Source organism: Demequina ureilytica (assembly GCF_048553575.1).
GTDB lineage: Bacteria > Actinomycetota > Actinomycetes > Actinomycetales > Demequinaceae > Demequina.
This window is the reverse complement of sequence record NZ_JBLZIE010000001.1, coordinates 1,094,557-1,118,717: the sequence shown is the minus strand read 5'-3', so window position 1 is coordinate 1,118,717 and position 24,161 is coordinate 1,094,557. Positions and strand designations below refer to the sequence as shown.

General features: G+C 69.7%; 23 protein-coding genes. 9 read left to right on the top strand and 14 right to left on the bottom strand.

Going from position 1 to position 24,161, the window contains the following annotated elements:
* Positions 1-3 precede the first annotated feature (3 nt).
* Together ACNI3K_RS05115 and ACNI3K_RS05110 are read right to left on the bottom strand one after the other, a co-directional pair.
* The gene (locus tag ACNI3K_RS05115) at positions 4-1,269 is read right to left on the bottom strand and encodes a CpaE/TadZ family protein (protein ID WP_419390767.1); all 1,266 of its coding nucleotides are present in this window, start codon (positions 1,267-1,269) and stop codon (positions 4-6) included.
* On the bottom strand, positions 1,269-1,904 hold the full coding sequence (locus ACNI3K_RS05110) for a CpaB family protein (RefSeq protein ID WP_419390766.1): 636 nt from the start codon (positions 1,902-1,904) through the stop codon (positions 1,269-1,271). The genes ACNI3K_RS05115 and ACNI3K_RS05110 overlap by 1 nt, the downstream gene beginning before the upstream one ends.
* Before the next feature lie 110 nt (positions 1,905-2,014).
* Here ACNI3K_RS05110 and ACNI3K_RS05105 point away from each other — a divergent pair, with 110 nt between their 5' ends.
* Positions 2,015-2,236, top strand: coding sequence for a helix-turn-helix domain-containing protein (locus ACNI3K_RS05105; protein ID WP_419390765.1), 222 nt, complete (start codon positions 2,015-2,017; stop codon positions 2,234-2,236).
* 10 nt (positions 2,237-2,246) lie between these two features.
* On the opposite strand, the gene ACNI3K_RS05100 is transcribed toward ACNI3K_RS05105, so the two are convergent.
* On the bottom strand, positions 2,247-2,765 hold the full coding sequence (locus ACNI3K_RS05100) for a hypothetical protein (protein ID WP_419390764.1): 519 nt from the start codon (positions 2,763-2,765) through the stop codon (positions 2,247-2,249).
* 122 nt (positions 2,766-2,887) lie between these two features.
* Between ACNI3K_RS05100 and ACNI3K_RS05095 the strand changes: the two genes are divergently transcribed.
* Both ACNI3K_RS05095 and ACNI3K_RS05090 read left to right on the top strand, forming a co-directional pair.
* A complete protein-coding gene (locus ACNI3K_RS05095) occupies positions 2,888-3,685 on the top strand; it encodes a LysM peptidoglycan-binding domain-containing protein (RefSeq protein ID WP_419390763.1) in 798 nt (265 codons plus the stop codon).
* Positions 3,682-4,098 (top strand): Rv3235 family protein, encoded by a 417-nt coding sequence (locus tag ACNI3K_RS05090; protein WP_419390762.1) that lies wholly within the window; start codon positions 3,682-3,684, stop codon positions 4,096-4,098. The genes ACNI3K_RS05095 and ACNI3K_RS05090 overlap by 4 nt, the downstream gene beginning before the upstream one ends.
* Before the next feature lies 1 nt (position 4,099).
* On the opposite strand, the gene secA is transcribed toward ACNI3K_RS05090, so the two are convergent.
* The 7 genes from secA to mtrA all read right to left on the bottom strand — a co-directional run bounded on the left by secA (position 4,100) and on the right by mtrA (position 13,695).
* Positions 4,100-6,943 carry a preprotein translocase subunit SecA gene (gene secA / locus ACNI3K_RS05085; RefSeq protein WP_419390761.1) on the bottom strand — a complete coding sequence of 948 codons (2,844 nt, stop codon included), beginning with the start codon at positions 6,941-6,943 and terminating at the stop codon, positions 4,100-4,102.
* Positions 6,944-6,986: 43 nt separating this feature from the next.
* Positions 6,987-7,877, bottom strand: coding sequence for a DMT family transporter (locus tag ACNI3K_RS05080; RefSeq protein ID WP_419390760.1), 891 nt, complete (start codon positions 7,875-7,877; stop codon positions 6,987-6,989).
* Between the two features lie 58 nt (positions 7,878-7,935).
* Positions 7,936-8,634: a ribosome hibernation-promoting factor, HPF/YfiA family gene (hpf, locus tag ACNI3K_RS05075; protein ID WP_419390759.1), complete on the bottom strand. Its 699-nt coding sequence runs from the start codon at positions 8,632-8,634 to the stop codon at positions 7,936-7,938.
* A gap of 17 nt (positions 8,635-8,651) precedes the next feature.
* Positions 8,652-9,488, bottom strand: coding sequence for a ComF family protein (locus ACNI3K_RS05070; protein WP_419390758.1), 837 nt, complete (start codon positions 9,486-9,488; stop codon positions 8,652-8,654).
* 122 nt (positions 9,489-9,610) lie between these two features.
* Positions 9,611-11,335 carry an LpqB family beta-propeller domain-containing protein gene (locus ACNI3K_RS05065; RefSeq protein WP_419390757.1) on the bottom strand — a complete coding sequence of 575 codons (1,725 nt, stop codon included), beginning with the start codon at positions 11,333-11,335 and terminating at the stop codon, positions 9,611-9,613.
* Complete coding sequence (mtrB, locus tag ACNI3K_RS05060) at positions 11,335-12,987, bottom strand: MtrAB system histidine kinase MtrB (protein ID WP_419390756.1); 1,653 nt, start codon at positions 12,985-12,987, stop codon at positions 11,335-11,337. Before mtrB ends, ACNI3K_RS05065 begins: the two co-directional genes overlap by 1 nt.
* A gap of 24 nt (positions 12,988-13,011) precedes the next feature.
* A complete protein-coding gene (gene mtrA, locus ACNI3K_RS05055; RefSeq protein ID WP_419390755.1) occupies positions 13,012-13,695 on the bottom strand; it encodes an MtrAB system response regulator MtrA in 684 nt (227 codons plus the stop codon).
* 97 nt (positions 13,696-13,792) lie between these two features.
* Between mtrA and ACNI3K_RS05050 the strand changes: the two genes are divergently transcribed.
* The 5 genes from ACNI3K_RS05050 to ACNI3K_RS05030 are packed head-to-tail and all read left to right on the top strand — an operon-like array spanning position 13,793 to position 19,201.
* Positions 13,793-14,995, top strand: a complete 1,203-nt coding sequence (locus tag ACNI3K_RS05050) for a hypothetical protein (RefSeq protein ID WP_419390754.1) — start codon at positions 13,793-13,795, stop codon at positions 14,993-14,995.
* Between the two features lie 3 nt (positions 14,996-14,998).
* Complete coding sequence (locus ACNI3K_RS05045; RefSeq protein WP_419390753.1) at positions 14,999-15,634, top strand: DUF4129 domain-containing protein; 636 nt, start codon at positions 14,999-15,001, stop codon at positions 15,632-15,634.
* Entirely contained in the window at positions 15,631-16,896 is a 1,266-nt protein-coding gene (locus ACNI3K_RS05040; RefSeq protein WP_419390752.1) for a DUF4350 domain-containing protein, read from the top strand. Before ACNI3K_RS05045 ends, ACNI3K_RS05040 begins: the two co-directional genes overlap by 4 nt.
* A complete protein-coding gene (locus tag ACNI3K_RS05035) occupies positions 16,893-17,906 on the top strand; it encodes an AAA family ATPase (RefSeq protein WP_518486590.1) in 1,014 nt (337 codons plus the stop codon). The genes ACNI3K_RS05040 and ACNI3K_RS05035 overlap by 4 nt, the downstream gene beginning before the upstream one ends.
* A 2-nt stretch (positions 17,907-17,908) precedes the next feature.
* A complete protein-coding gene (locus ACNI3K_RS05030; RefSeq protein WP_419390751.1) occupies positions 17,909-19,201 on the top strand; it encodes a DUF58 domain-containing protein in 1,293 nt (430 codons plus the stop codon).
* A 9-nt stretch (positions 19,202-19,210) separates the two neighbouring features.
* Here ACNI3K_RS05030 and ACNI3K_RS05025 read toward each other — a convergent pair whose 3' ends face one another.
* On the bottom strand, positions 19,211-20,206 hold the full coding sequence (locus ACNI3K_RS05025) for a stage II sporulation protein M (RefSeq protein ID WP_419390750.1): 996 nt from the start codon (positions 20,204-20,206) through the stop codon (positions 19,211-19,213).
* Positions 20,207-20,247: 41 nt separating this feature from the next.
* Between ACNI3K_RS05025 and ACNI3K_RS05020 the strand changes: the two genes are divergently transcribed.
* Positions 20,248-21,075 carry an RDD family protein gene (locus tag ACNI3K_RS05020; protein ID WP_419390749.1) on the top strand — a complete coding sequence of 276 codons (828 nt, stop codon included), beginning with the start codon at positions 20,248-20,250 and terminating at the stop codon, positions 21,073-21,075.
* 55 nt (positions 21,076-21,130) lie between these two features.
* On the opposite strand, the gene ahcY is transcribed toward ACNI3K_RS05020, so the two are convergent.
* From ahcY to ACNI3K_RS05005, 3 genes are all read right to left on the bottom strand, one after another.
* Positions 21,131-22,576, bottom strand: coding sequence for an adenosylhomocysteinase (gene ahcY / locus ACNI3K_RS05015; protein ID WP_419390748.1), 1,446 nt, complete (start codon positions 22,574-22,576; stop codon positions 21,131-21,133).
* Positions 22,577-22,615: 39 nt separating this feature from the next.
* Entirely contained in the window at positions 22,616-24,049 is a 1,434-nt protein-coding gene (locus tag ACNI3K_RS05010) for a phosphomannomutase/phosphoglucomutase (RefSeq protein ID WP_419390747.1), read from the bottom strand.
* A 17-nt stretch (positions 24,050-24,066) separates the two neighbouring features.
* Positions 24,067-24,161 (bottom strand): hypothetical protein (locus ACNI3K_RS05005; RefSeq protein ID WP_419391103.1); only part of this gene is annotated, 95 nt, incomplete at its 5' end.

Sequence of the window (24,161 nt, the reverse complement as noted above, 5' to 3'; positions counted from 1 at the left end):
CCTTCAGTCTCCCACTCCTGCGGCCACGGCGCGCGGACGGCGCGGCGCGGCGACCGGATCAGCCGGCTCATGCACGCTCGCGGCGATCGCCGCGATGGCTCGCCTGGCTCGCGACCGCGGCGTGCGCTCGGCGAGCAGCTGCCCCGACAGGACCGCAGCGTCGCACGCGCGCGGATCCCACGGCACGGTCCACGTGCGCGGCACCTGAGCGAAGCGCAGCAGTGCATCGGCCACCGCCTCCTCCGGCTTCGCACCGGCGACCTCCGCTCGGACCCTGTTGACCACTACCACTGGCTCACGTGCCACGACCTCTCGGAGCGCGCCCAGGCCATGCACCAGGCGCTGAATGCCCAGCGGCTCGGCCGTGCCCACGGCAACCACGGTGTGTGCCGAGCCGAGAGCGCTCAGCGTCGCACCATTGCGCTGCGGTGCACGCGTGTCGTACACCAGCTCCTCGTCCATCTCGAGGGAGAACCCGCAGTCGACCACGGTGACCGCCGCAGCCGAGCAAGAGGCCCGCCAGACCTCGTCGAGCGCTGCGGCCGGCAGCTCGGTCCATCTCTCGGGCCGCGACACCCCGGTGAGGACACGCAGGCGCGGTGCCACCTCGAGTGCATAGCGGTCGATGATCCCGCCATCGAGCGCGCCATGCTGCGCCGCCCTCGCCACCGCAGCCAGACCAGGCGCCTCGTCCGTGAGTCCGCACGCCTGTGCGATGGCCCCTCCGTAGGTGTCGGCGTCCACCAGCAGCGTGGACGCGCCGCCCATCGCGAACTCACCGGCCAGATTCGCGGCGATCGTGGTACGACCGGGCGCACCCGTCGGTCCCCACACCGCGACGATGATCCCGGCGCCGGGGGTCTCACTCGACGCAGCGCGTGAACGCTCCGCCGTCTGCACGGGCGCGTTGCGTGCGCGCAGACGCTCCAGCGCCCGCTGTGCCGCGGCCGCGATCTCGACATCGGCGGCGTGGGGAGCCACGACCTCGCCCACGCCGATGAGAACGAGCTGGTCGGCGGCGTCCGGAGTGGTCGGCACGCCGACCACGGCGACGCCCAGCCGCGCCAGATCCGTCAGCACAGTTCGCGTGAGATGCGGCTGGTCCGAGAGCACGACAAGCGTGCCCACCCCGGCCGCAGCCGCAGCCGCGGCCTCTGCCAGGTCCGCGCATCGCCGCACTACGCGCAGGCCGGGAGCCCCGTCGATGGCCTGGGCGACGCGGGCTTCCACCGGCCCCGCGACCGCGATGATCACTCCGGGAGTCGCCATCAGGGCGCCCCGCCGAGTCCGACCACCGAGACGTCGCCGTCAGTGGCGAGCGCCTCCAGGAAGTCGCCAAGCGCGGCACGCGGCACCACGACATACACCGTCTCACCGCCGCCGGTGGTGAACCCGCCCTCGTCAGCCGCGACGTCCGCGACCACGAGAGACTCTCCCACCAGAAGGCTGTCGGGACGTCCTGCGCTGTCCGCTGCGGTGACCCAGACGTCGACCACGGACCCGGGTCTCACGTCGGCGGACACCGGGGACGTCGTCACCACCGCCACCGAACGCCCGTCGAACGAGTCCAGAGTGGCGAGCGCCGCCGCGGGGACAAGCTCCCCCGCCTCGACGACCCGCGTGACGACCCGGCCCCACGGTTCCGCGCCGGTCCCGCCGTCAGCCGCGATGTACGGCCCCTCGCCTACGCGAACACGAGCGACCGCGAGATCGTCGGGCTCGAGCACGGTTCCCGGCGTCAGGGTCTCGCGGGCCACATAATGGGCGGCGGTGTGATCGGCGGCCTGGACGATTCCCGTGACACCGACGATGGCCACCGCCATCAGCAGCAGCCCGATCATCAGGCGCGGATCCTTCCATCCAGGGCGACGCAGTCGACCGGCAACCGGTGCGTGTGCGTCCATGCTTCCCCCCTGGTACACGGCTACGGGGCTAGCCTGCCGCGAACGGGGGCATCCCACAAGACCCTGTGGACAACGCCTCGCCGGCCGCGCGTCCGTGCCAGAATGTCGCCATGAGCCCGCGGTTCCTGAAGATCGAGGACGTCCAGGAGATCCTCAACGTGTCCTCACAGCAGGCCTATGCGTTGGTGCGCTCAGGAGATCTGCCAGCCATTCAGGTAGGCGGACGTGGCATTTGGCGCATCGAGTCGACCGAGCTGGAAGCGTACATCGAACGCCAGTACGCGGCAGCTCGCGGCAAGGCTGAGCAGTCGCGCAACAGCGTGGATGGGTGACTTCACGGTCCTAGGCTGAGACCACCTCGAGCACCGTCGCGTACGGCACGGAGACGCGCCCGCCGCCGGGCCCATCCATCGTCACATCGACGTGATCGGCGAGCACCGCCCCGATGACCCCGTGCACCTCGCCGCCCACGGTGCGCACACGCACCCTCGACCGGTCGCGGCTGAGGGCGCGCAGGACGTGCGACAGCCCGAGCCGACGCTCGACCTCTGTGACGTGGTGGGCGGCACGGCCAAGTCCTGTCACCGACGCCACCGCCTGGATCGGCACCAGATGCTCGCGGGCGGCAGCGTCGACCAGCAGCAGCCACCCGCGGGCCGAGTCCTCCACCTCGCCCGTGATCCGCTCCCCGTCCAACAGCACGAGACCGAGAGTCGTCCCCTGCGCAGCCGCAATGCGCGAGGCCAGGTCGACGGCGATGCGCTCGCCACGGGTGCGTTCCGACACCTCCGCGCGCCACTCGTCCTCGCGAGCCGAGCCGAGTTGTCCCTCGAGGTCGCTGAAGAGCGCTTCCCACCGCATGACCACACGCTACGGCGTGTGCGCCGTCCACAGCCAGAGCCAGCTTCGAGTGGACGCGCGCCCATCATCGATGTATACCTAACATCATCAAAAAGCATCAAACAACTCCTAAGGGGTGTCACATGCGTCAGATGAGGAGCGGTAGCGCCGAGGCTGAGTCTCAAGAAGAGCGGACGGCCGGAACGGCGCGCCGCGCGGGAGCCTTGGGGAGCCTCGCGGCGATGCCGATCGCCGCGATCGTGCTCACGGACGTCACCTGGTCGAAGGGCGGCGCCGTCGCCCGCACCGTCGAACACGCGCCCTCTCTGGCGCTCTCAACCGTGACCTTGGCGGACCTGCTGGCCCTCGCAGCGGGAGCCGTGGGTGCCGCGACATCCGCCTACCTGAGCCTCGCCGCCTTGCTGTTGGTGGCGACTCCGCATCGCTCGCGCGCCCGCACGGCGGTCGTGCGGCTCACGCCCGCCGGCTGGCGTCGCGTGGTGAGCCTCGCCGCTGCCGGGGCCCTGTCCTCGGCCATGGCGTTCCCCGCCGCGGCGGCACCCGACAACTCCGACGCCGGGTGGGTTCCCGAGCCGATCACCAAGCAAGCCGGGACGCTCGACCCACCCGCTACCTTCCCTGTGCTACCCATCCCGGGAGCACGCCATGCGGAACGTCCCGCTCCCGACGAACACGCGCGGGCGCCGGTGCAGTCTCCGATCGACTCCCACTACACCGTCGCCACCGGCGACTCGCTGTGGAGCATCACGGCCGACGCCCTGAAGGGTGAGGTCGGCGATGGCGCGGCATCACCCGACAACGCGCGGATCGCGGCGGCGTGGCCCGCTCTCTTCGAGGCCAACCTCGAGTCCGTCGGCTCGAACCCCGCGCTGATCCATCCCGGCCAGCGGCTCACGTTGCCCGAAGGCTGGCCGCAATGAGCGCGGCCGAGCACTCACCAATTCCCGCGACGCCGGAGCACAGGCCCCATCTCCCGCAGCTCTCGCCGTACACGCGCACACGACAGGCCCTCGGCGATCCCGCCCCGCTTGCTTGCACCATCGCGAAGGCCGCCATGGAGGCGCTGCTAGGTGGCGCGGCACTCGATCCCTACGCGCGATGGATCGAACCCGGGGTCTTCGCACAACTGGCCCGCCAGCGCTCACTCGCGCGGCGCGCAGGTCTCGCACGCAGCGCCCCCGTGGGCGTGCGGCGAGCGCGCGTGTTCAGAGTCTCACGGGATGCGGCCGAGGTGTCCGTCGTCGTGGACGACGGCGACCACTGCCGCGCGATCGCCATGCGGCTCGAAGATGTGGCGGGCCGCTGGCTCGTGACCGAGATGCACGTGGGGTGAGCTAGACCTCGTTCTTGCCGTGGCACATCTTGTACTTCTTGCCTGATCCGCAGGGGCACTGGGCGTTCTTGGGCGTGCCGGGGAAGGTAGCGCCGTCGTCGGAGGGCTTGTCTCCCGCCTTAGGACCTGACTTCTTCACCGCGCCGGTGCCGTCCTCCGACGGCCCCGAGTAGGTCAGCGCCCCCATGTTGGACTGCATCATCGCGCCGGGGGTGGCCGAACCGGTGCCCCCGCGGCGCGGCGCCGTCGGGCTGCCCGCCGCCGTCGCGCCAGCGGCCGCCTGAGCGGCACTGGGATTCGCTCCGGCGGTCGCCGCTGCCGAGTCGCCGCTGACCTCGCCTTCCGGCTGCTTCTGTCGCTTCTCGACGCGGTACAGCACCTGCAGCGACTGCTCCTTGATCGAGTCGGTCATCGCCTCGAAGAGCTGGTACCCCTCGCGCTGGTACTCGGTGAGCGGGTCACGCTGCCCCATCGAACGCAGGCCGATGCCCTCCTTGAGGTAATCCATCTCGTACAGGTGCTCGCGCCACTTGGCGTCCAGCACCTGCATCACGACCTGGCGCTCGACGGTGCGCGTGAGGTCGGCGCCCAGGCGCTCCTCGACGGCTTCGTACTGCACCTTGGCGTCGGCTACAAGTTCGCGCTGCAGGAAGGCAGTCGTGAGCAGGCTCGTGCCGCCCGCCTCGTCCGTGAGCTCCTCTGCCGTCACCGACACGGGATAGACCGTGCGCAGGTCCTTCCACAGCGCCTCGAGATCCCAGTCGTCGGGATTGCCCACGAGAGTGGCGGAACGCACGTACGCGCCGACCACGTCCTCGATAAAGGCCATCACCTGGTCGCGGAAGTTCTCGCCGTCGAGCACGCGGCGGCGCTCGGAGTAGATGACGCTGCGCTGGGAGCTCATCACGTCGTCGTACTTCAGGATGTTCTTGCGGATCTCCGCGTTGCGGCCCTCGAGCTGCGCCTGCGCCGAGCGCACGCCGCGCGTCAGCACCTTGGACTCGATCGGCATGTCGTCGGGCAGCGCCGACGAGTTCATCATCGTCGCGGCGAGCCCGGACTGGAACATCCGCATGAGGTCGTCCTCGAGCGACAGGTAGAACCTGGACTCGCCGGGATCGCCCTGACGGCCGGAGCGACCGCGCAGCTGGTTGTCGATGCGCCGCGACTCGTGACGCTCGGTGCCCAGCACGTAGAGGCCGCCCGCAGCAAGCACCTGCTCGTGCTCGGCGGCGACGGCAGTCTGCGCCTGCTCGAGCACGCCGTCCCACACGCTCTCGTACTCTTCCGGCTGCTCCTGCGGATCGAGGCCCCGCTCGGTCATCTCCTGGACCGCCCGGAACTCCGGGTTGCCACCCAGCATGATGTCGGTGCCGCGTCCCGCCATGTTGGTGGCGACGGTGACGGCACCCTTCCGGCCGGCCTCGGCGACGACGGCCGCCTCGCGCTCGTGCTGCTTGGCGTTCAGCACCTCGTGCGCGATGCCATGCTTGCGCAGCTCCGCGCTCAGCCGCTCCGACTTCTCGACGGACACCGTGCCCACCAGCACCGGCTGGCCCTTCTCGTGCCGCTCGAGGATGTCCTCGATGACGGCGTCGAACTTGGCCTGCTCGGTCTTGTACAGGAGGTCCGCCTTGTCCTCGCGGATCATCGGCATGTTGGTGGGGATGGGCACCACGCCCATGCCATACGTGGCGTTCAGCTCGGACGCCTCGGTCTGGGCGGTACCGGTCATGCCGGCGAGCTTGTCGTACTGACGGAAGTAGTTCTGGAGCGTGATCGACGCGTACGTCTGGTTCTCCGCCTTGACCTCGACGCCCTCCTTGGACTCGATCGCCTGGTGAAGACCCTCGGAGTAGCGGCGGCCCCGAAGCAGCCGGCCGGTGTGCTCGTCGACGATGTCGACCTCGCCGTTCTGGACCACGTAGTCGCGGTCGCGCCGGAACAGCTCCTTGGCCTTGACCGCGTTGTTGAGGAAGCCGATCAGAGGCGTGTTCGCCGGATCGTAGAGGTTCTCGATGCCGAGGGCCTGCTCGACCTTGTCGATGCCCGGCTCGAGCATGCCGACAGCCTTCTTCTTCTCCTCGACCTCATAGTCCTCGTCGATGACGAGCGACTTGGCGATGCGCGTGAACTCGGTGTACCACTTGAGATTGTCGCCCTGCGAAGGTCCGGAGATGATCAGCGGCGTCCGGGCCTCGTCGATGAGGATCGAGTCGACCTCGTCGACGATGGCGTAGTGATAGCCGCGGTGGACCAGCTGGCCGGGATCGAGCGCCATGTTGTCGCGCAGGTGGTCGAAGCCGAACTCGTTGTTGGTGCCGTACGTGATGTCAGCGGCGTACTGCGCCTTACGGTCCTGGGGCGACATCCCGGACAGGATGCAGCCGGTCTCCATCCCGAGGAACCGGAACACGCGGCCCATGAGCTCCGACTGGTAGCTCGCGAGGTAGTCGTTCACGGTGACGATGTGGACGCCTTGGCCGGTGAGCGCATTGAGATAGGCGGGAAGGGTCGCGACCAGGGTCTTGCCCTCACCGGTCTTCATCTCCGCGATGTCACCAAAGTGCAGTGCGCCGCCGCCCATGATCTGCACGTCGAAGTGCCGCAGGCCCAAGGTCCGTCGAGACGCCTCGCGAACCGCCGCGAAGGCCTCCGGCATGATCGAGTCAAGGCTCTCCCCGCCCTCGTAGCGAGTGCGGAACTCGCCGGTGAGCGCCTTCAGCTCGTCGTCCGACAGCTCCTGGTAGGCGTCTTCCATGGCATTCGTCAGAGTGACGATTCTGCCGAGACGGCGCAGTACGCGGCCCTCGCCCATGCGGACGACGCGATCGAGAATTGACACGTAGCTCTCCTAGCAGTTCGGATCCGTCAACCATCGTAGGGCGTCAGTGCAGGCTCGCCGGTTCGTCTCGCTGAGGGCGCAACAACACGACGGCCGATGCGAGGGCCGCGCCTCCGAGCAGGGCCCAGGGCCCGATGCGCTCGGCGAACAGCAGCGCGCCCAGGGCCGCGGCGACGAGCGGCTCGAGGAGCGCGACCACGGTCGCCACGAAGGGCGGCACGGTGCGCAGTCCCGACAGGTAGGCGAGGTACGCGAGCGCGGTGGCCGCCACCCCGAGCGCGACGGCGTAGATCCAGGGCACAGTGCCGGCCGGAACAGCCCAGCCCAGCACCACGGCCGCGGGCGCCAGCATCACTCCGCCGACGCTGAAGGCCAGCGCCGTGAGCCGGGGGGCGCCGAGCCCGCCCACCGGGGTGCGGTTCACGACGGTCACGCCCGCGAAGACCACACCGGTCGCGATCGCCAGTGCCACACCTTCGAGCGCGCGGTCGCCCGCGTCCAGCGAGGACCCGAGCAGCGCTGCGAGGCCTGCAAGGGCCATCAGCAGCGCGAGGATCCCGCGCCTCGACGGTCGGTCTCCGTGGCGCCACCAGTCCCAAGACGCCACCCAAGCAGGCGCCGATCCGATCGCCACCAACGTCGCGAGGCCCACCCCCGCCAGTTCGATACTGGAGAAGTACAGCACCTCGAACACCGCGACGAGGCCCGCGGTGGCGAGAATCCGCCGCCACATCGGCGCCGTGAGCGTCCTGAGGTGGAGCGACTGTGTCGCCCCGAGCCACAGGGTCAGCGCACCGCCGGCGATGACCATGCGCCACATCGCGACCGAGGCCGCGGGGACCGCACCGCCGTCGGCGAGCAGCGTTCCCAGCACGCCACCCGTGCCCCATAGCGTGGCGGCGACGACGACGAGCAGAAAGTCGCGGGTGCGCACGCTCGGAGACTACCGGCCGGCCGTCCCCGAGGCGCGCCCCGCAACCAACGACCGTGGGTCAGGCGCTCTCGAGCTCCGCGTCGTCCGCCTTCTCTTCGATGCGGATCACTCCATACGTCCATCCGCGGCGACGGTAGACAGCGGAGGCGAGCCCGGAGTCGGAGTCGAGGAAGAGGTAGAAGTCGTGGCCCACGAGCTCCATCTGGTCGATGGCGTCTGCGACGGTCATCGGCACGGCGCTGTGAGTCTTCGAGCGGATCACGATCGGCGTGCCATCGATGGGCACCTCGACGGTCGACCCCTCCGGGGCGCCCTCCCACGACTCGACGCTCTCGACGCGGTCAGCGTCCCTGGCGTCGTCGTCGCGCGGGGCACCGTGCTCCGTCGTCGTGCCGGCCTGTGCGGCCTCCGCCATCTCCTGGGCGACCACGGCGTGAAGCGACGGCTTGCCCTTGTGGCGGTTGGCGCGGCGCTCGTGCTGACGCCGCAGCTGTTCGACGATCCGTGCCGTGGCCTGGTCGAGTGCCACGATGCGGTCGTCGGCGGAAGCTTCTGCCCGGATCACGCCGTGGTCGTGCAGGGTGATCTCGACCCTCTCACGCTCCCCCGACAGCCGTGGGTTCCGCTCGTGCACCACGTTGATCTCCGCACGCGTTGCTCGCGGTGCGAGCGACTCGACCTTCTCCATCTTCTCGAAGATCTTCGAGCGCGTGTCTTCGGAGACCTTCGTGTGGCGTCCGACGATCGCAATGTCCATGGTGCAACTCCTTCGTGTCAGCGTGTGCGGCCAAGCGGCCGGGGCGTGGTGGCGGCGCCTTGTGCGCCTGCGGCATCACCTCCCCGGGTATCGAAGGTGTCGACGTGAACGTCGTCTGAACCCCACCTTAACTGTCCAGGCCCGCGGTGGCGAGCATTGCCTGCGGCCGCGACGGCGATCGCGCCGATCACCGTGGCGCCCGCGTCCTCGAGCGCCTGCGAGCACGCCGCGAGCGTCGCGCCCGTGGTGACGACGTCGTCGACTAGCACCACCGGACCGACGACCCGCTTGCGCACCGTCACCGCTCCCCGTGCGCCTCGCCATCGGGCGCGGGCAGACCTCCCGCGCGACTCAGACCCTCCGATGCGCAGCGCGTTCGTTACCGCCGCGGAGACTCCCCCCTCGCTGAGCCCTGCGGCCACGCCCTGCGCGAGCAACTCGGGGAGGTCCACGCCACGGCGTCGGGTGCTCGCGGCGCGCGCGGGCGCAGGAACCACGGTCACGGTCGCCGGCACCAGAGCGGACGGCACCGACCCGACAAAGTCGGGCCCGAGGAGCTCCGGGCCGATGCGCCGCGACGCGAGGAGCACGGTGCCCGCGAGCCAACGGTCCAGATCTCGGCGCGATCCGTCCTTCCATGCGCGCATCACAGACTCCGCCGCGCCGTCCAGTGCCGCGACGGCCCACACAGGCAGGGCCGGCGATCCGTCGACGTCGAGCCGGGGCGCGCCAGACTCGACTCGTACTGGTCGCTCCCACCACGGCGCCGCGCAGTCCGGGCACAGCCGCACATCCACCTCGCCGCACCCCGCGCATTCCACGGGGACCACGAGTCTCGCGAGATCCTCGGCCACGATGCGCAGTGTTCGAACCCACCCCATAACCGCGATGCTCGCCCACCATCGAGCGGTCCCGCCGTCGCCTGCGTCACACGCGGTGAACCGCGCAAGCGAACTCGGAGCTGGGGACGGAACGGTCAACCCGAGTAGGCGATCTCGGACACTCCGTCGAGGACCTCCGCCCACGCCGATCCCGACCGCTCCTCCACACGGCCGTCCTCGCCGACGACGACGAGCGATGCCTCACCCACGCGCACCGACATGTCGACGGGCTCCTGCAGCGTGGTGATCACCGAGGTCCCGCCGCCCACTGTCACGAGCCACAGCGGGGACGTCGCCCCACCCTCGGCCTCGCCCAGCACTGCGACGGTGGAGTCATCGAGCCACACCACGTCCCCACCCGCGCCCACGCCGGTGCCGATCGCGATGGGCTGACCGACCCCCAGCGGCACGCCGGCGACATCGCGGACGATCGCGGCCACCTCCACCACCGGCTGGCCGCCCGAGCGCGACACCATCGCGAGCATGCTGCCATCGCGGGACACCGACAGCGCGACCGCGGACCGTGTCTGCAGCCACTCGCTGGGGAGCACGGTGGGCTCGCCGCTGGGAGACACCGCGATCAATCCGTCGGCGCCGGACGAGGGCGCAGTCCACGCGAAACCGTGCCGGTCGAAGCTGGGCCCCACGAGCTCGTCACCCGCATACACCTCGGTCGCAGCGACCGTGCCCACAGGATCCGGCTGGTCGTCGGGCGACACGAGCGCCGCAGCATCCTGCCCCAGCACCGTGCTGGTCAGCAGCGCGCCGTCCTCCACCCAGGCCACGCGCTCGCCGTCATACGAGCGCGCAAGGCCGTACGCTCCGTCGCCCACGCCGCCCGCCTCGGCAGGAGTGACGAGCAGCGACTCGCCATCCCAGGTCCCGAGCCGGCCCGATGCGAATACCGCAGCCCGCGCCTCGGGAACCGGGGCGGAGGCGAGCTCGACAGGTTCGGCGGTCGCGATAGGCAACCCGCCGATCCGTACTTGCACCTCGGTCACGTTGGGCAGGCCGCCAAGGGTGACGCGCATCTGTTCGGCGGCGAGGGCGCGCTGCTCTGGGGTGCCCGCCGACTGCGGGGTGAGGTCGACAGCTGCCTCGCCGCTCGTCACGACTACCGATTCGACGGCAAGCGCGGCCGTATCTGGAAAGCCCGTCACGACCGCATCGGCAAGCCAGGTGGAGGGCCCTTCGACGAGCTCACGGGCCGCGGCGGTGACCACGTTGTTGTCCGGAAGCCATCGCACCTCGGGCACCGCAGTCGTGAGGTCCGGAGTGGCGAACACCAGATCGACGGGGCGGAAGAACCGGGTGAAGTTGGCTTGTGAGATCACCACGCCGTCAGCGAGCTCCGAGATGCGCCAGCGGCCCTGGTCGTCCTGCATCACGGTGAACTCGAGATCCCCGATCGTGCCGTCGGGCGAGTCCGCGCGTCTTCCCGACGAGTCCACGGTCGACGCAAGGGGCAACTCGTAGGCGACCGTACTCGTGTCCTCGTCCCACTCGGGGGTGACGGCCCCCGAGCGGTAGACCAGGGTCTGGGCGCCCGGATTCCAACTCGCCGCCGCATCGTCCGTGAGGAACTCTCGCGCCACAGAGAAGTCGGATGCGACGCCCGTGGCAGATTCGCGAAGGAAGCCCGTCACGATGGCAGCTGGGTCGTCCGAAGGGTTCGGACCCTCCTGGATCGGCTGCAGCGGCGCGACGGGAAGCACGTCGGCGTTGCCCTCCTCCACGTCACCGCTGTCGGGAATGGCGGCACAGCCCGTGAGCGCCACGGCCACGGCCACCATCAGTGCAGCGAGCCGGTTCTTCCTCATCAGGGACCCGACCCGTCCGTGCCGTGGGTGACGAGCGGAGAAGAGAGCTCCACGCGCGCGCCCACGGCCGCGAAGTCGGCCTCGCGCATCACGAGCGCGAGGGGCGCATTCGATCCCAGCCCCTCCGAGGTGCGCGGCAGCAGGAGCCGGAAGCTCGCCCCCTTGCCTGGCTGCCCCCACGCCTCGAGTCGTCCCTCGTGCAGCACCGCGTCCTCGCGGGCGATCGACAGGCCCAGGCCCGTACCGCCCATCGTGCGCGTGCGCGCCGAGTCCGCACGCCAGAACCGATCGAAGACTCGCGCCACCTGGTGCGAGGTGAGCCCGAGACCGTAATCCCTCACCACGACCGCGACGCCGCGCCGGTCCGCCCCCACCGCCACGTCGACAGGCCCGCCCTGACTGTGCTCGATCGCGTTCGACAACAGGTTGCGGATGATCCTCCCCACGCGTGGCCGGTCGATCGACGCCGTGTGCGAGCCGGACGAGAGGTAGAGCCGGATGTCGACGCCCATGTCCGCCGCAATGGGCAGCACCGCCTCGACCTCATCGCGAACCACGTCGGCCAGGTCCACCTCCTCGAACTCGAGTTGGGCCGCTCCGGCGTCAATGCGCGAGATCTCGAGGAGATCGCTGAGCAGCGCCTCGAACCGGTCCAGCTGAGTGCTCAGCAGCTCTGCGGACCTGCCCACGTGGGGCGGGAACTCGGTCCGCGCATCGTAGAGAACGTCTGACGCCATGCGAATCGTGGTGAGCGGCGTGCGCAGCTCGTGCGAGACGTCCGAGACGAAGCGCCGCTGCAGCCGCGAGAGGTTCTCCATGCGGGTGATCTGGCGTTGAAGGGACTCCGCCATCTCGTTGAAGGTCTGCGCGAGGGTGGCGATCTCGTCATGGCCGCGGACGGTCATGCGCTCGGACAGCCGGCCCTCGGCGAGGCGCGAGGCGACGCGCGCTGCCTGACGCACCGGACGCACGGCCTGCGCGGTGACGAACCACGTCATCGCCACCACCAATGCGACCAGGACGGCAGCCCCCAGGGCGAGCACCTGTTGGATCAGCGCGAGCGTTGCCTGCTCGTCGGCAAGGGAATAGACGAAGTAGAGCTCGAATGCTCCTGCGGCGGGAATCTCCAGCGGCGAACCGACGACGACCCCGGGATCCCCAGTCTCAGGCAGCGCCACGAACTGCCAGGGTTGGGGCACGTCAAGGGCCACCGCTGCGCGCATCTGGGTCGAGACCACTTGACGGAGGTCCGTCGTGGACTCCTCGGTCGTCAGGGGTACGGACGAGGTGTTGTCCGGACTCCGCAACATCACCAGACCGCGGCTCTCGCCGCCCAGAGCACGCAACTGGACGGTGAGCTCGTAGACGAACTGCTGGAGGTCCTGGGGATTGGCCGCGGTGGAGTTGCCCGCACGCTCCTGCGCCGTTGCGGCGTCCCGTGCGCTCTCCGCGAGCACGCGCTCGACTCGGTTGTCGACCAGACCGTCGCGCATCTGGGTGGTGACATATGCCCCCAGGAGGGCGACCGTGCCGATGCCGACCACGAGAGTCGAGAGCACCACGCGCAGGGACATGGACCGCGTCCACCGCCGCAGTGCCACTCGCAGCGGCGCCGCAAGCGCCTCTCGGACTGCATTCGCGCTGGCCCTCACGAGCCCGTCCTCACTTTCCCACCGTCACGCCTGGTGGGCGCCGGCCTTGTAGCCCACTCCGCGCACCGTCTGGATAATCTCTGGATTCTCCGGGTCGTGCTCGACCTTCGCGCGCAGCCGCTGGATGTGCACGTTGACCAGACGGGTGTCGGCCGCGTGACGGTATCCCCACACGTCCTCGAGAAGCACCTCCCGCGTGAACACCTGACCCGGAGAGCGGGCAAGCGTGACGAGGACGTCAAACTCAAGGGGAGTGAGGGGGATGACATCGCCGTCGCGGGTCACGCGATGACCGGTCACGTCGATCTCGAGGTCCCCGATGCGGACCACCGCGGCCGCCGCGTTGTCATTGCGGCGCAGGCGGGCCCGCACCCTCGCGATCAGCTCACGCGGCTTGAAGGGCTTGGGGATGTAGTCGTCGGCACCGGACTCGAGTCCGAGCACCACGTCGACGGTGTCCGACTTCGCAGTGAGCATGATGATCGGCACTCCCGACTCGGCCCGAATCTCTCGGCAGATGTCGATGCCGCTCCTGCCGGGCAGCATGAGATCGAGCAGGATCACCTCGGGGTTCTCATCCCGAAAAGCCTGGACGGCGTGGTCGCCGTGGTCGCAGAACACCGGGTCGAACCCGTCCCCGCGCAGGACGATCCCGATCATCTCCGCGACTGCGGGATCGTCGTCGACCACAAGGATGCGTGCCGTCATGACGCCATCTTGCCACGCGGGCCCCGGCAGGCGGGAGAGGGTCCTCGTCGTGCGCGCGCCGCATGGCAGGATGGTCCGAGTCGACGAAGGGGGCCTGATGACCGAGGACGATCGCCGCGCGCGGCAGGACACTGGCGATACAGCGGTACCGCAGTGGCCGTCGCCCGAGGCGACGAGCGAGGTCAATGGCGCACCCTCGAGCCACGCCTGGACGGCACCGGGTGCTCCGGCCCAAAGCCATGCCGGTCAGCCTTCAACGCCGGAGTTCACCGGACCCGCCTCCGACACTCGCGCCCAGCCTGCTCCGTCCGCAGGCAGAGGGCCGGCGCCCGAGCAACTCGCGGCCGCTCCGTCGTTCCGCTCGTGGCAGCCGGGAATCATCCCCCTGCGGCCGCTCAGCTTCGGTGACTTTCTCACCGTTCCCTTCAAGGCGATGCGCTACAACCGAGCGGTGGTGCTCGGCGCTCCCCTGCTGTTCACGCTCGTGTCGACGATTCTCATGCTGGTCGCGCTCTGGATGGTCTTCACGGATCCCCAGCTCGGGCTGCTGGACTCGACTCCCACGCTGTCGGGGATCTCCCCTCAAACTGTCGCCCTCCTGCTCGTGTCGGTACTGATGATGTTGCTCGCGGACGTGTTCTCGAGCTCGATCATCGCTCCAGGCGTGGCCCGCGCGGTCCTCGGTGAGCGCATCGGCATCCCCGTGGCATGGCGCCAGGTGCGCCGCAGGCTGGGCTCGCTGCTACTGCTCTACCTGGTCAGCGCTGCCGCACTCACCCTGCTCCTGCTCGCGGTTTTTGCGCCGGTGCTGGTCTCGCTCGGCTCCGGCGACCCGAGCGGCGGGGCCGTGGCGCTGAGCCTGGTGCTGTTCTTGCTGCTGCTACTACCTGCGGGACTGCTCGTGACGCTCGCCCAGGGAATCGCCCGCGCGATGATCGTGCTCGAGGGAATCTCGATGGTCGCGGCGCTGAGGCGGCTCGCCAGGCTGATCCGAGGCCGATTCTGGTGGAGCGTTCTGATCCTGTTCGTCGCCGCCGCGCTCATCAACATCGTGTCGAGCGTGCTGCAGTACGTGGGGCAGTTCGGGGCGATCGCCGTCTCATTCGTGGCGCCCGAGAACGTCGCGGTGCTGATGGTGGCGTTCTTCGTCGTCTACGGCCTCACCTACATCGTGTCTCTGGTCCTGGTCTACTCGTACGTCGGGTCCGTGTTCGCGCTCCTCTACATCGACCTGCGGATGCGTCACGAGGGGTTCGACCTCGACCTCGCGCGCGCAGCAGAGGAGCGGGCGCGGGGCTGACAGATGCACCTCGAGATTCCGGTCACGCCCGATGCTGACACGGCGCGTGAGTGGGCGCGCGATGAGCTCGCGAAGCCCGAGTACAGCGACCAGGGCACCACGTGGTTCGAGAGCTTCCTACGGTGGGTGCAGGAGCTCTTCGACGGCGTGGGGGCGCTCGGGGGAAGCCTCGGGCCCCTCGGCACGATCGCTCTCGTACTGCTCGCGGTCGCCGCGGTGGCGGTCATCGTGTGGCTCGTGCTGGGCCCGCTGCGACGCTCGCGACGGACCGATCCCACCCGCGCCGTGTTCGATGACGACTCTCGCTCCTCACAGCAAATCCGGGACGCCGCCACCGCGGCCGAGCGCGGGGGCGACTGGGACCTCGCGACCATGGAGTGGTTCCGCGCTTCGGTCCGGCTCATGGAGGAGCGCCGCGCGATCAGCGACTCCCCCGGCGTGACCGCGCACGAGGCAGCCACTCGCATCGAGTCAGCCGCGCCCGCACTCGCGGGTGACGTGGCGGCCGATGCGATGGGCTTTGATCTTGCTCGTTACGGATCGGGGGGGCTGACCGCGACCGACGCCGGCCACGCGCGCACCACCTGCGAAGCGCTGGCCGACCACCGGCAGGCAGGCCGGGCGGTGGCTCCCAGATGAGCCCAGCCGCCATCGCCGACCCGCGCGGGGACCTCTCGCCCTCGCACGGGGATCTGAACCGCGCAGATGACAGCGCCACCTTCGTGGCGCGCGCCCGGCGCCGCCCGATCGTGGTGATAGCGGTCGTGCTGTTCGTCGCCCTCATCGTCACCCTTGTGTGGACGTCACGACCCGAGGACTACACGCCGCTGTCCACCGACAACTCCACGCCCAGCGGCACCCGGGCGCTCGCACAGATCTTGCGCAGCCAAGGCGTCGACGTGCGTCAGGCGTCCACCATGGCCGACGCCCGCATCGAGGACCCGGAGAGCACCACGCTCGTCATCGCGAACTCGGAGCCGCTCGCCGTCTATCAGGTCGACGCGCTTCTGGAGTATCCGGGCGATCTCGTGATAGTTCAGCCGTCGCAGGCGGTGATCGACAAGGTCGCGCCCGCGCTCTCGCTCGAGCCGTCGCTCGACTCCGCACCAGTCGGCGCGCAGTGCGACGATCCTGACGCGGTCGCCGCCGAGCGGGTGCGCGTCGAGAACGAAGGCCTCGCGGGTGACCCCGGTTCGGGCGGCGCGCTGTGCTTCGCGAACAGCGACGGGGCGCACGCCTACGCGGTCGTCGACGACGGGGGGCGGCGCGTCACACTGATCCCGTCCTGGCCCCTCGTCACCAACGAACACCTCGCGGAGGACGGCAACGCCGCGCTCGCGCTGCGCGCGCTCGGGCGCCACGAGTCGCTCGTGTGGTACGTGGGCGACCTGTTCGACGCATCCACGCTGACGTGGGGCCAGGAGGGCGGCGACGGTGCTGGGGGCTCTGACGGAGCAGTGCCTCCGACCGAGGTCGAGGCAAATCCGGACTTCATGCCGCCGGGAACCGGCAGCGCCGTGTACTTGCTGGCCCTCACGGTGCTGATCGCGGCGTGGTGGCGGGCACGCCGCTTCGGTCCGCTCGTCCGCGAACCCCTCCCCGTCGTGGTGCGTGCCTCGGAGGCCACGCGAGGGCGCGCGCGCTTGTACCGGCGCTCCCGTGCCAGCGGGCGCGCCACGGCCGCTCTGCGCGCGACCGCGACGGCGCGGATGGCGCGCCGCCTCGGCGTGCCCCGCGCGGCGGGCAGGGCTGCGGTCATCCCCGCGGTCGCCCGCGCGGCATCCCGCGACGAGCGCGAGGTCGAGCGCATTCTCTATGGCCCCGCGCCCACCGACGATTCGACCATGATGAGCATCATCCGAGAGCTCGACACCCTGGAAAGTGAGGTTCACCGACCGTGACCGACACCCCTGACAACCCGCAGCCCGCCGCCGCCCTCCCCGAGGGCGCAAGCGATCTCGCGGACGACGCCCGCGAGTCGCTGTCCCGCATCCGTACCGAGGTCGGCCGCGCCGTCGTGGGACAGGATCAGGTGGTCACCGGGCTCGTGATCGCGCTGCTGTGCCGCGGGCACGTGCTGCTCGAAGGAGTGCCCGGTGTGGCGAAGACGCTCATGGTCCGCACGCTCGCACGCACGGTGGGGCTGGACTCGAAGCGTGTGCAGTTCACGCCGGACCTGATGCCGGGAGACGTCACGGGCTCGCTCGTCTACGACGCGCGCACCGCGGCGTTCTCCTTCCGCGAGGGCCCCGTGTTCACCAATCTGCTGCTCGCGGACGAGATCAACCGCACTCCTCCGAAGACTCAGTCGTCGCTGCTGGAATCGATGGAGGAGCGCCAGGTGACGGTCGACGGGACAGCACGTCCGCTCCCCGATCCGTTCCTCGTGATCGCGACTCAGAACCCCGTCGAGTACGAGGGCACCTACCCGCTCCCGGAGGCGCAGCTCGACCGGTTCCTCCTCAAATTGCCAGTGCGGATGCCCGCGCGCGAGGCCGAGATCGACCTGCTGCGTCGTCACGCCGCCGGCTTCGATCCGCGCAATCTGGAGGCCGCAGGAGTCCGCACTGTCGCGACGATCGCCGACCTTGAGGCCGGCCGCAAGGCAGTCGCCAAGGTGGCGGTGTCCGACGAGGTCGCCGGGTACGTGGTTGACATCTGCCGTGCCACTCGCGAGGCCCCGTCGGTCGCGCTCGGTGTCTCCCCGCGCGGCGCGACGGCCCTGCTCAGCACCGCCCGGGCATGGGCCTGGATGCGGGGTGGCACCTTCGTCACGCCCGACGACATCAAGGCACTCGCTGAATGGACTCTCAGCCACCGCATCCAGATGCGCGCCGAGGCGGAACTCGAGGGAGTCACCACGGCGGCCGTCCTGGCCTCGGTGCTGGCGAGCGTCCCGGTTCCGCGCTGACCATGTACATCACCGGATGGACCGTTGCGCTGACCGCCCTCGGCGCTGTGCCGGCGGTGTGGGTGCAGGATCGCGCGTTCGCTTGGGTGTGGGTGCTCGGCGTGATCGCCGTGGCTTGCTTGGATGCGGCGCTCGCGCCGAAGCCAGGAAGTCTCGGCGTGCGCCGATCCGCACCGCGCGCCGTCCGCCTCACCGAGTCCACTGCGGTTGAACTCGAGGTCGTGAACCTGGGGAGCCGGCGTGTGTCGGGGGCCGTCCGCGATGCATGGCAACCCTCGGCGGGAGCGACGGGCAACCGCCACAGCCTGCGCCTCGCGGCTGGCGAGTCGACGGTGTTCGTGACGCCGATGCGCCCCACGCGCCGGGGAGACCGGCGCGCGGACCTGGTGACGGTGCGCACCGCCGGGCCGCTGAGGCTCGCGGGCCGGCAGCGTTCGATCGAGGCCCCGGCGACCCTGCGCGTGCTGCCCGAGTTCGCCTCCCGCAAACACCTGCCGTCCCGGCTCGCGCGCCTGCGCGAGATCGACGGGCAGACTGCCGTGCAGCTAAAGGGTGCCGGCTCGGAGTTCGATTCGCTGCGTGAGTACGTCATCGGCGACGATGTCCGCACGATCGACTGGCGGGCGAGTGCCCGCCGCGCCGAGGTGCTCGTCAAGACCTATCGCCCCGAGCGAGACCGCCGTGTCATGACGGTCCTTGACACGTCCCGGCTGTCCGCCGCGCGAGTGGGAGACGCTCCCCGTCTCGACGCCTCGATCGAGGCCGCGCTGCTGCTATCGGCGCTCGCCTCGAAGGCGGGCGACCGCGTCCAGGTGAGCGCCTTCGACCGGGTCGAGCGCGCCCGCGCGATAGGCGTGTCCGGACCCGCGATGATGCCCGCGCTGGCCGATGCGCTGGCGACCGTCGAGCCCGCTCTCGTCGAGCCTGATTGGCCGGCGGTCGCGCGGCTTGTGCAGTCCAGGCTCTCGCAAAGATCGCTCGTGGTACTCATGACCACTCTCGATGCGTCGGCGATCGACGGCGGGCTGCTCGACGCCGTGGCCGCGATCGCGCACACCCACGCCGTGGTGATCGCCTCGGTGGATGACCCGGAGGTGCGCGCTCTCGAGCGGGGACGCGACGACGTCCACGATCTCTACGCTGCGGGGGCTGCTGCGCGTGGAGCGCTCGAGCAGGACGCCGTTGCCGCACGTGTGCGCGAACTGGGAGCGGACGTGCTCACCGCACTGCCGGACGATCTCGCCCCGGCGGTCGCGGACCGCTACCTCGACCTCAAGGCCTCCGGCAAGCTGTAGGAGCGGGCCTCAGCCGACGGCTGCCGCGCGATCCGTGGCGAAGTCGCCCTCGGAGTCTCCCGTCACCCGTGCGTCCACCGCGTGGCGTCCCACGACGAAGATGTAGAGCCAGAAGGCCGCGAACGCGAGAGCACCGATCGTGATCTTCACCGGCCACGGCAGGTACGAGCCGGTCACGAACCCCTCGATGATGCCGGACAGGAACAGCACGCCCACCAGGCCGATCCCGACGCTCACCGCGACCCTGCCCTCCTCCGCCAGCGCCTCTCCGCGGGTCCGATGGCCGGGCACGAGCATCGTCCAGAACAGCCTCAGGCCAGCTCCCGTCGCGACGAACACGGCGCTGAGCTCGAGAAGGCCGTGCGGGATGATCAACTGGAAGAAAATGTCGAGCAGACCGGCCTCGGCCATGACCGCGGCGGCGACCCCCAGCTGAATCACCGTGTTGTACATCAGGATGAGCGGAAACACGCCGGTGATCCCCAGGGCGATGCACTGGAGCGCGATGAGGCCATTGTTGGTCCACACCGAGGCCGCGAAGGACCCCGAGTCGTACTCGTAGTAGTAGTTCGCGAACTCGAGCTCGGCGACGGCCGCGCGTTCCTCGGGTGTGCCGATCAGAGCGAGCGCCTCCGGATGCGTCACCGTCCACCAGGCCGTGACCGCACCCAGGGCGACCACCGCGACCAGCACTGCCGCTCCCCACCACCGCACGCGATAGAACGCCGCGGCGAGACCGAGCGTCAGGTAGTGGCGCACGCCGTGGGTAGACACCTCGTGCGCGCCGGTCAGCCATACGCGAGCGCCCGCGAGCAGGATGGACAGCCTGGTGACCAGGCCCGGCTCGGGAGCGGCTGAGCGGATGGCCGACAGGTCTCCGGACGTGGACTGGTACAGCCGGGTCAGCTCGTCGGCTTCCTCGCCGGTGAGGCGCCGGCGGCGCGACAGGTCCTTGAGCCTGGCCCAACGAGCCTCGCGAGCCTGAGAGAAAGCGTCGATGTCCACGCCGCTACGATGCCATAGGAGCGGCGAACAAGGAGTGCACGATGACCGACATCGACGATGAGATCCTCACGGGGGAGGGCGTGGTGCTCAGCACCGGTGCCGCCTCTGTGACGATGCGCATGATGTCAGGGTTCGTCGATCTGCTGGCCTACGGAGTGCCCGCGCTGCTCGCCATCGCCGCGATCGAGCGCGCTGTAGCACCGCTCAACGCCGCGCTCGCGCGCGCGATCATGATCATGATCGCGGTCGTGATGCTCGTGCTCGTTCCCGCGCTCGTCGAGACTCTGACGCGAGGTCGCTCGCCGGGTCGCTACGCCGTGGGCCTGCGGGTCGTTCGCGATGATGGCGGCCCGGTCTCGTTCCGCCACGCATTCACGCGCTCCCTCGTGGGCCTGGTCGAGATGTTCGGCACGCTCGGGATGCTGGCCATGACTGTCTCGGTGCTGTCCGCGCGCGCCAAGCGACTCGGTGACATGCTGGCGGGCACCTACGCGATGCGCATGCGCGGTGCAAAGCGAGCGCTGCCGCCGGTCGAGATGCCACCCCACCTGGCCATATGGGCATCGACCACAGACATCCGGCGGCTCCCTGACGGGCTCGCACTGACGTGCCGCATGTTCCTTGCTCGCGCTCACGACCTGCACCTCGGCTCACGCGCCCGGCTGGCGGCCACGTTGTCCGAGCGGCTCGCGGAGTACGTCGCTCCGGCTCCCCCGGCCGGCACCCACCCCGAGCACATGATCGCCGCGGTCCTTGCCGAGCGCCGCTCGCGAGAGACGGCGATCGAGGCGCGCCGCAGCGCGCGTGCCGCCGGGGAGTCGGCCCGGGCCGCCAAGCTGCCTTACGGACTCCCCGACTCGGTCAACTGACCGGCGGCGCGAAGCCGCCAACCGCATCGGCCGCTCGCATGCACGGCGCCCGGCGTCAATAGCGATAGTGCTCGGACTTGAACGGACCGTTCTGAGGAAGTCCCAGGTAGTCGGCCTGCTCCAGGGTGAGCTCCGTCAGTCGTACGCCGAGCGCATCGAGATGCAGCCTCGCCACCTTCTCGTCGAGCACCTTCGGGAGACGGTGCACGCCCAGCGGGTAAGCATCAAGATTGGTCCAGAGCTCGATCTGCGCGAGCACCTGGTTGGCGAACGACGTGCTCATCACGAAGCTCGGGTGCCCGGTGGCGTTGCCGAGGTTGAGCAGGCGCCCCTCGGACAGCACGATCACGCTGTGGCCGTCCGCAAAGGTCCATTCGTCGACCTGCGGCTTGATGGGCTGATGCTTGGCACCGGAGCGCGCAAGGCCGGCGATGTCGATCTCGTTGTCGAAGTGGCCAACGTTGCCCACGATCGCCTTGTCCTTCATGGCTGCCATGTGCTCGACGCGAATGATGTTCTTGTTCCCGGTCGTGGAGATGAAGAAGTCCGCCCGGTCGACGACGTCCTCGATGCGCACCACCTCGTAGCCGTCCATGACAGCCTGCAGAGCACAGATCGGATCGACCTCGCTCACCACCACGCGAGCACCCTGGCCGCGCAGCGCCTCAGCCGCACCCTTGCCCACGTCGCCATAGCCGGCGATGAAGACCACCTTGCCGCCGATCAGCACGTCGGTGGCGCGGTTGATGCCGTCGGGGAGGGAGTGACGGATGCCGTAGCGGTTGTCGAACTTGGACTTCGTGACCGAGTCGTTGACATTGATCGCCGGGAAAGCGAGATCCCCGCGGGCGTGCATCTGGTCGAGCCGGTGCACTCCCGTGGTGGTCTCCTCTGAGACTCCGACGATGCCGGCGGCCATGCGCGTGAAGCGTTGCGGGTCCTCCTCAAGAGAGCGCCGCAGCACGCGACGCATCGACTCGACCTCAGCGTTGTAGTCGGGATCCTCCTCCTCGAGCGGCGCCGGCACCACACCGGTGCGCTCGGCCCTGACGCCCTCGTGGACCAGCAAGGTGGCGTCGCCACCGTCATCGAGGATCAGCGTGGGCCCGTCGTGACCCTCCCAGGTGAGGATCGCGTCGGTGTACTCCCAGTAGTCGCGCAGCGACTCGCCCTTCACCGCGAACACCGGCACGCCCGCCGGGGCGGAATACGTGCCCGGCCCCACCACGACGGCGGCCGCGGCATCGTCCTGCGTCGAGAACACGTTGCACGATGCCCACCGAACGTCGGCGCCGAGCGCGGTCAGCGTCTCGATGAGCACTGCGGTCTGGGTGGTCATGTGGAGCGAACCGGCGATCCGGGCGCCCGCAAGGGGCTGAGAGGCGCCGAACTCCTCGCGGAGCTTGATGAGCCCCGGCATCTCCACCTCGGCCAAACGGATCTGGTGGCGCCCCGACTCTGCGAGGGAGAGGTCGGCGATGACGTGGTCGGTCAGGGTCACAGGTGTTGCTCCTCGGTATGGGCGGTATGGCTCGGCAGGTCAAGCATGGCGGATGGCAGCGAGCGCTGCGTCGCGCACCCGCTCCATCTCATCGCGGTCGGCGGCCTCGCAGTTCAGGCGCAGCAGCGGCTCTGTGTTGGAGGCGCGAATGTTGATCCACCATCGCGGCTCCGCATGCCAGTGAGACAGCGTCACGCCGTCCATCTCGTCGACCTCGATCGACTCGCCGTCGAAGTCCGCGCTGTCGAACACGGCTTGCACGCGGGCGATGGCGGCCGGGGCGTCCTCCACGGTCGAGTTGATCTCGCCGGAGGCCGCGTAGGGGCTGTGGGACTCCAGCAGCCCCGAGAGGGGGCGATCCTGCGTACCGAGCGCCGCCAGCACGTGCATCGCTGCCAGCATCCCCGAGTCCGCGAAGAAGAAGTCACGGAAGTAGAAGTGCGCCGAGTGCTCCCCGCCGAACACCGCGTCCAGGCGGGCCATCTCCGCCTTGATGTAGCTGTGGCCCACGCGCGAGCGGACAGGCGTGGCGCCCGCCGCGGCGAGCTGCTCGGGTACGGCACGCGAAGAGATCAGGTTGTAGATCACCGTGGGGCTCCGCCCCTCGGCGAGTTCGCGCGCGCTCTCGCGCAGCCCCACGAGGGCGGTGATGGCCGATGCGGGCACTACCTGGCCGCGCTCGTCCACCGCGAAGCAGCGGTCGGCATCACCGTCGAACGCGAGACCGATGTCGGCCTGGTGCTCGCGCACCGCCGCCTGCAGGTCAACGAGGTTGGCCGGGTCCAGCGGGTTCGCCTCGTGGTTCGGGAACGTGCCGTCGAGCTCGAAATACAGCGGGATGATCTCGAGCGGCAACTCGGGCAGGCCTCCGCCGGTACCGAGCACCGCGGGCACCGTGTAGCCGCCCATCGCGTTGGCGGCGTCGACCACCACACGCAGCGGTCGGATCTCGCTGAGGTCTACGAGCGAGCGCAGATAGGCCGAGTAGTCGCTCAGCATGTCGCGGTCGATCGCCTCGCCGCGGCCGTCTGCGACGGGGATGCCGTCCGCCAAGTAGTCGGCCGCGAGAGCGCGCACATCCCCGAGACCGGTGTTCTCCCCCACTGCGCGGGCGAGACTGCGGCACAGCTTCATGCCGTTGTACGCCGCCGGGTTGTGGGACGCGGTCACCATCACGCCGGGAAGCTCAAGCGCACCGGATGCGTGATAGAGACCATCCGTCGAGCACAGGCCGATGTCGATGACGTCGACGCCACGATCACGCAGCCCTCGTCCCACCGCCTCCACGAGGCCCGGACCCGAGTCGCGCATGTCGCGGCCGATGACGACCTCGCGTTCGCCGTCGGGGATCACCACCGCATCGGCGAAGGCTGCGCCGATGGCGCGAGCCACGTCGTCGGTGAGAGTGTCACCCACGATTCCGCGAACGTCGTAGGACTTGATGAGCGTGCTGAGATCAGGGCGTGTCGTCACGCGCACCAGGGTAGCGCTCAGGCGTCTCCGGACACCACGCGGAGATGTCCGCGGCGCGGCTCAGACGCGAGCGGCGCCGTCGGCTGCTGGGGTGCGCGAGGCCGGCCGGCCT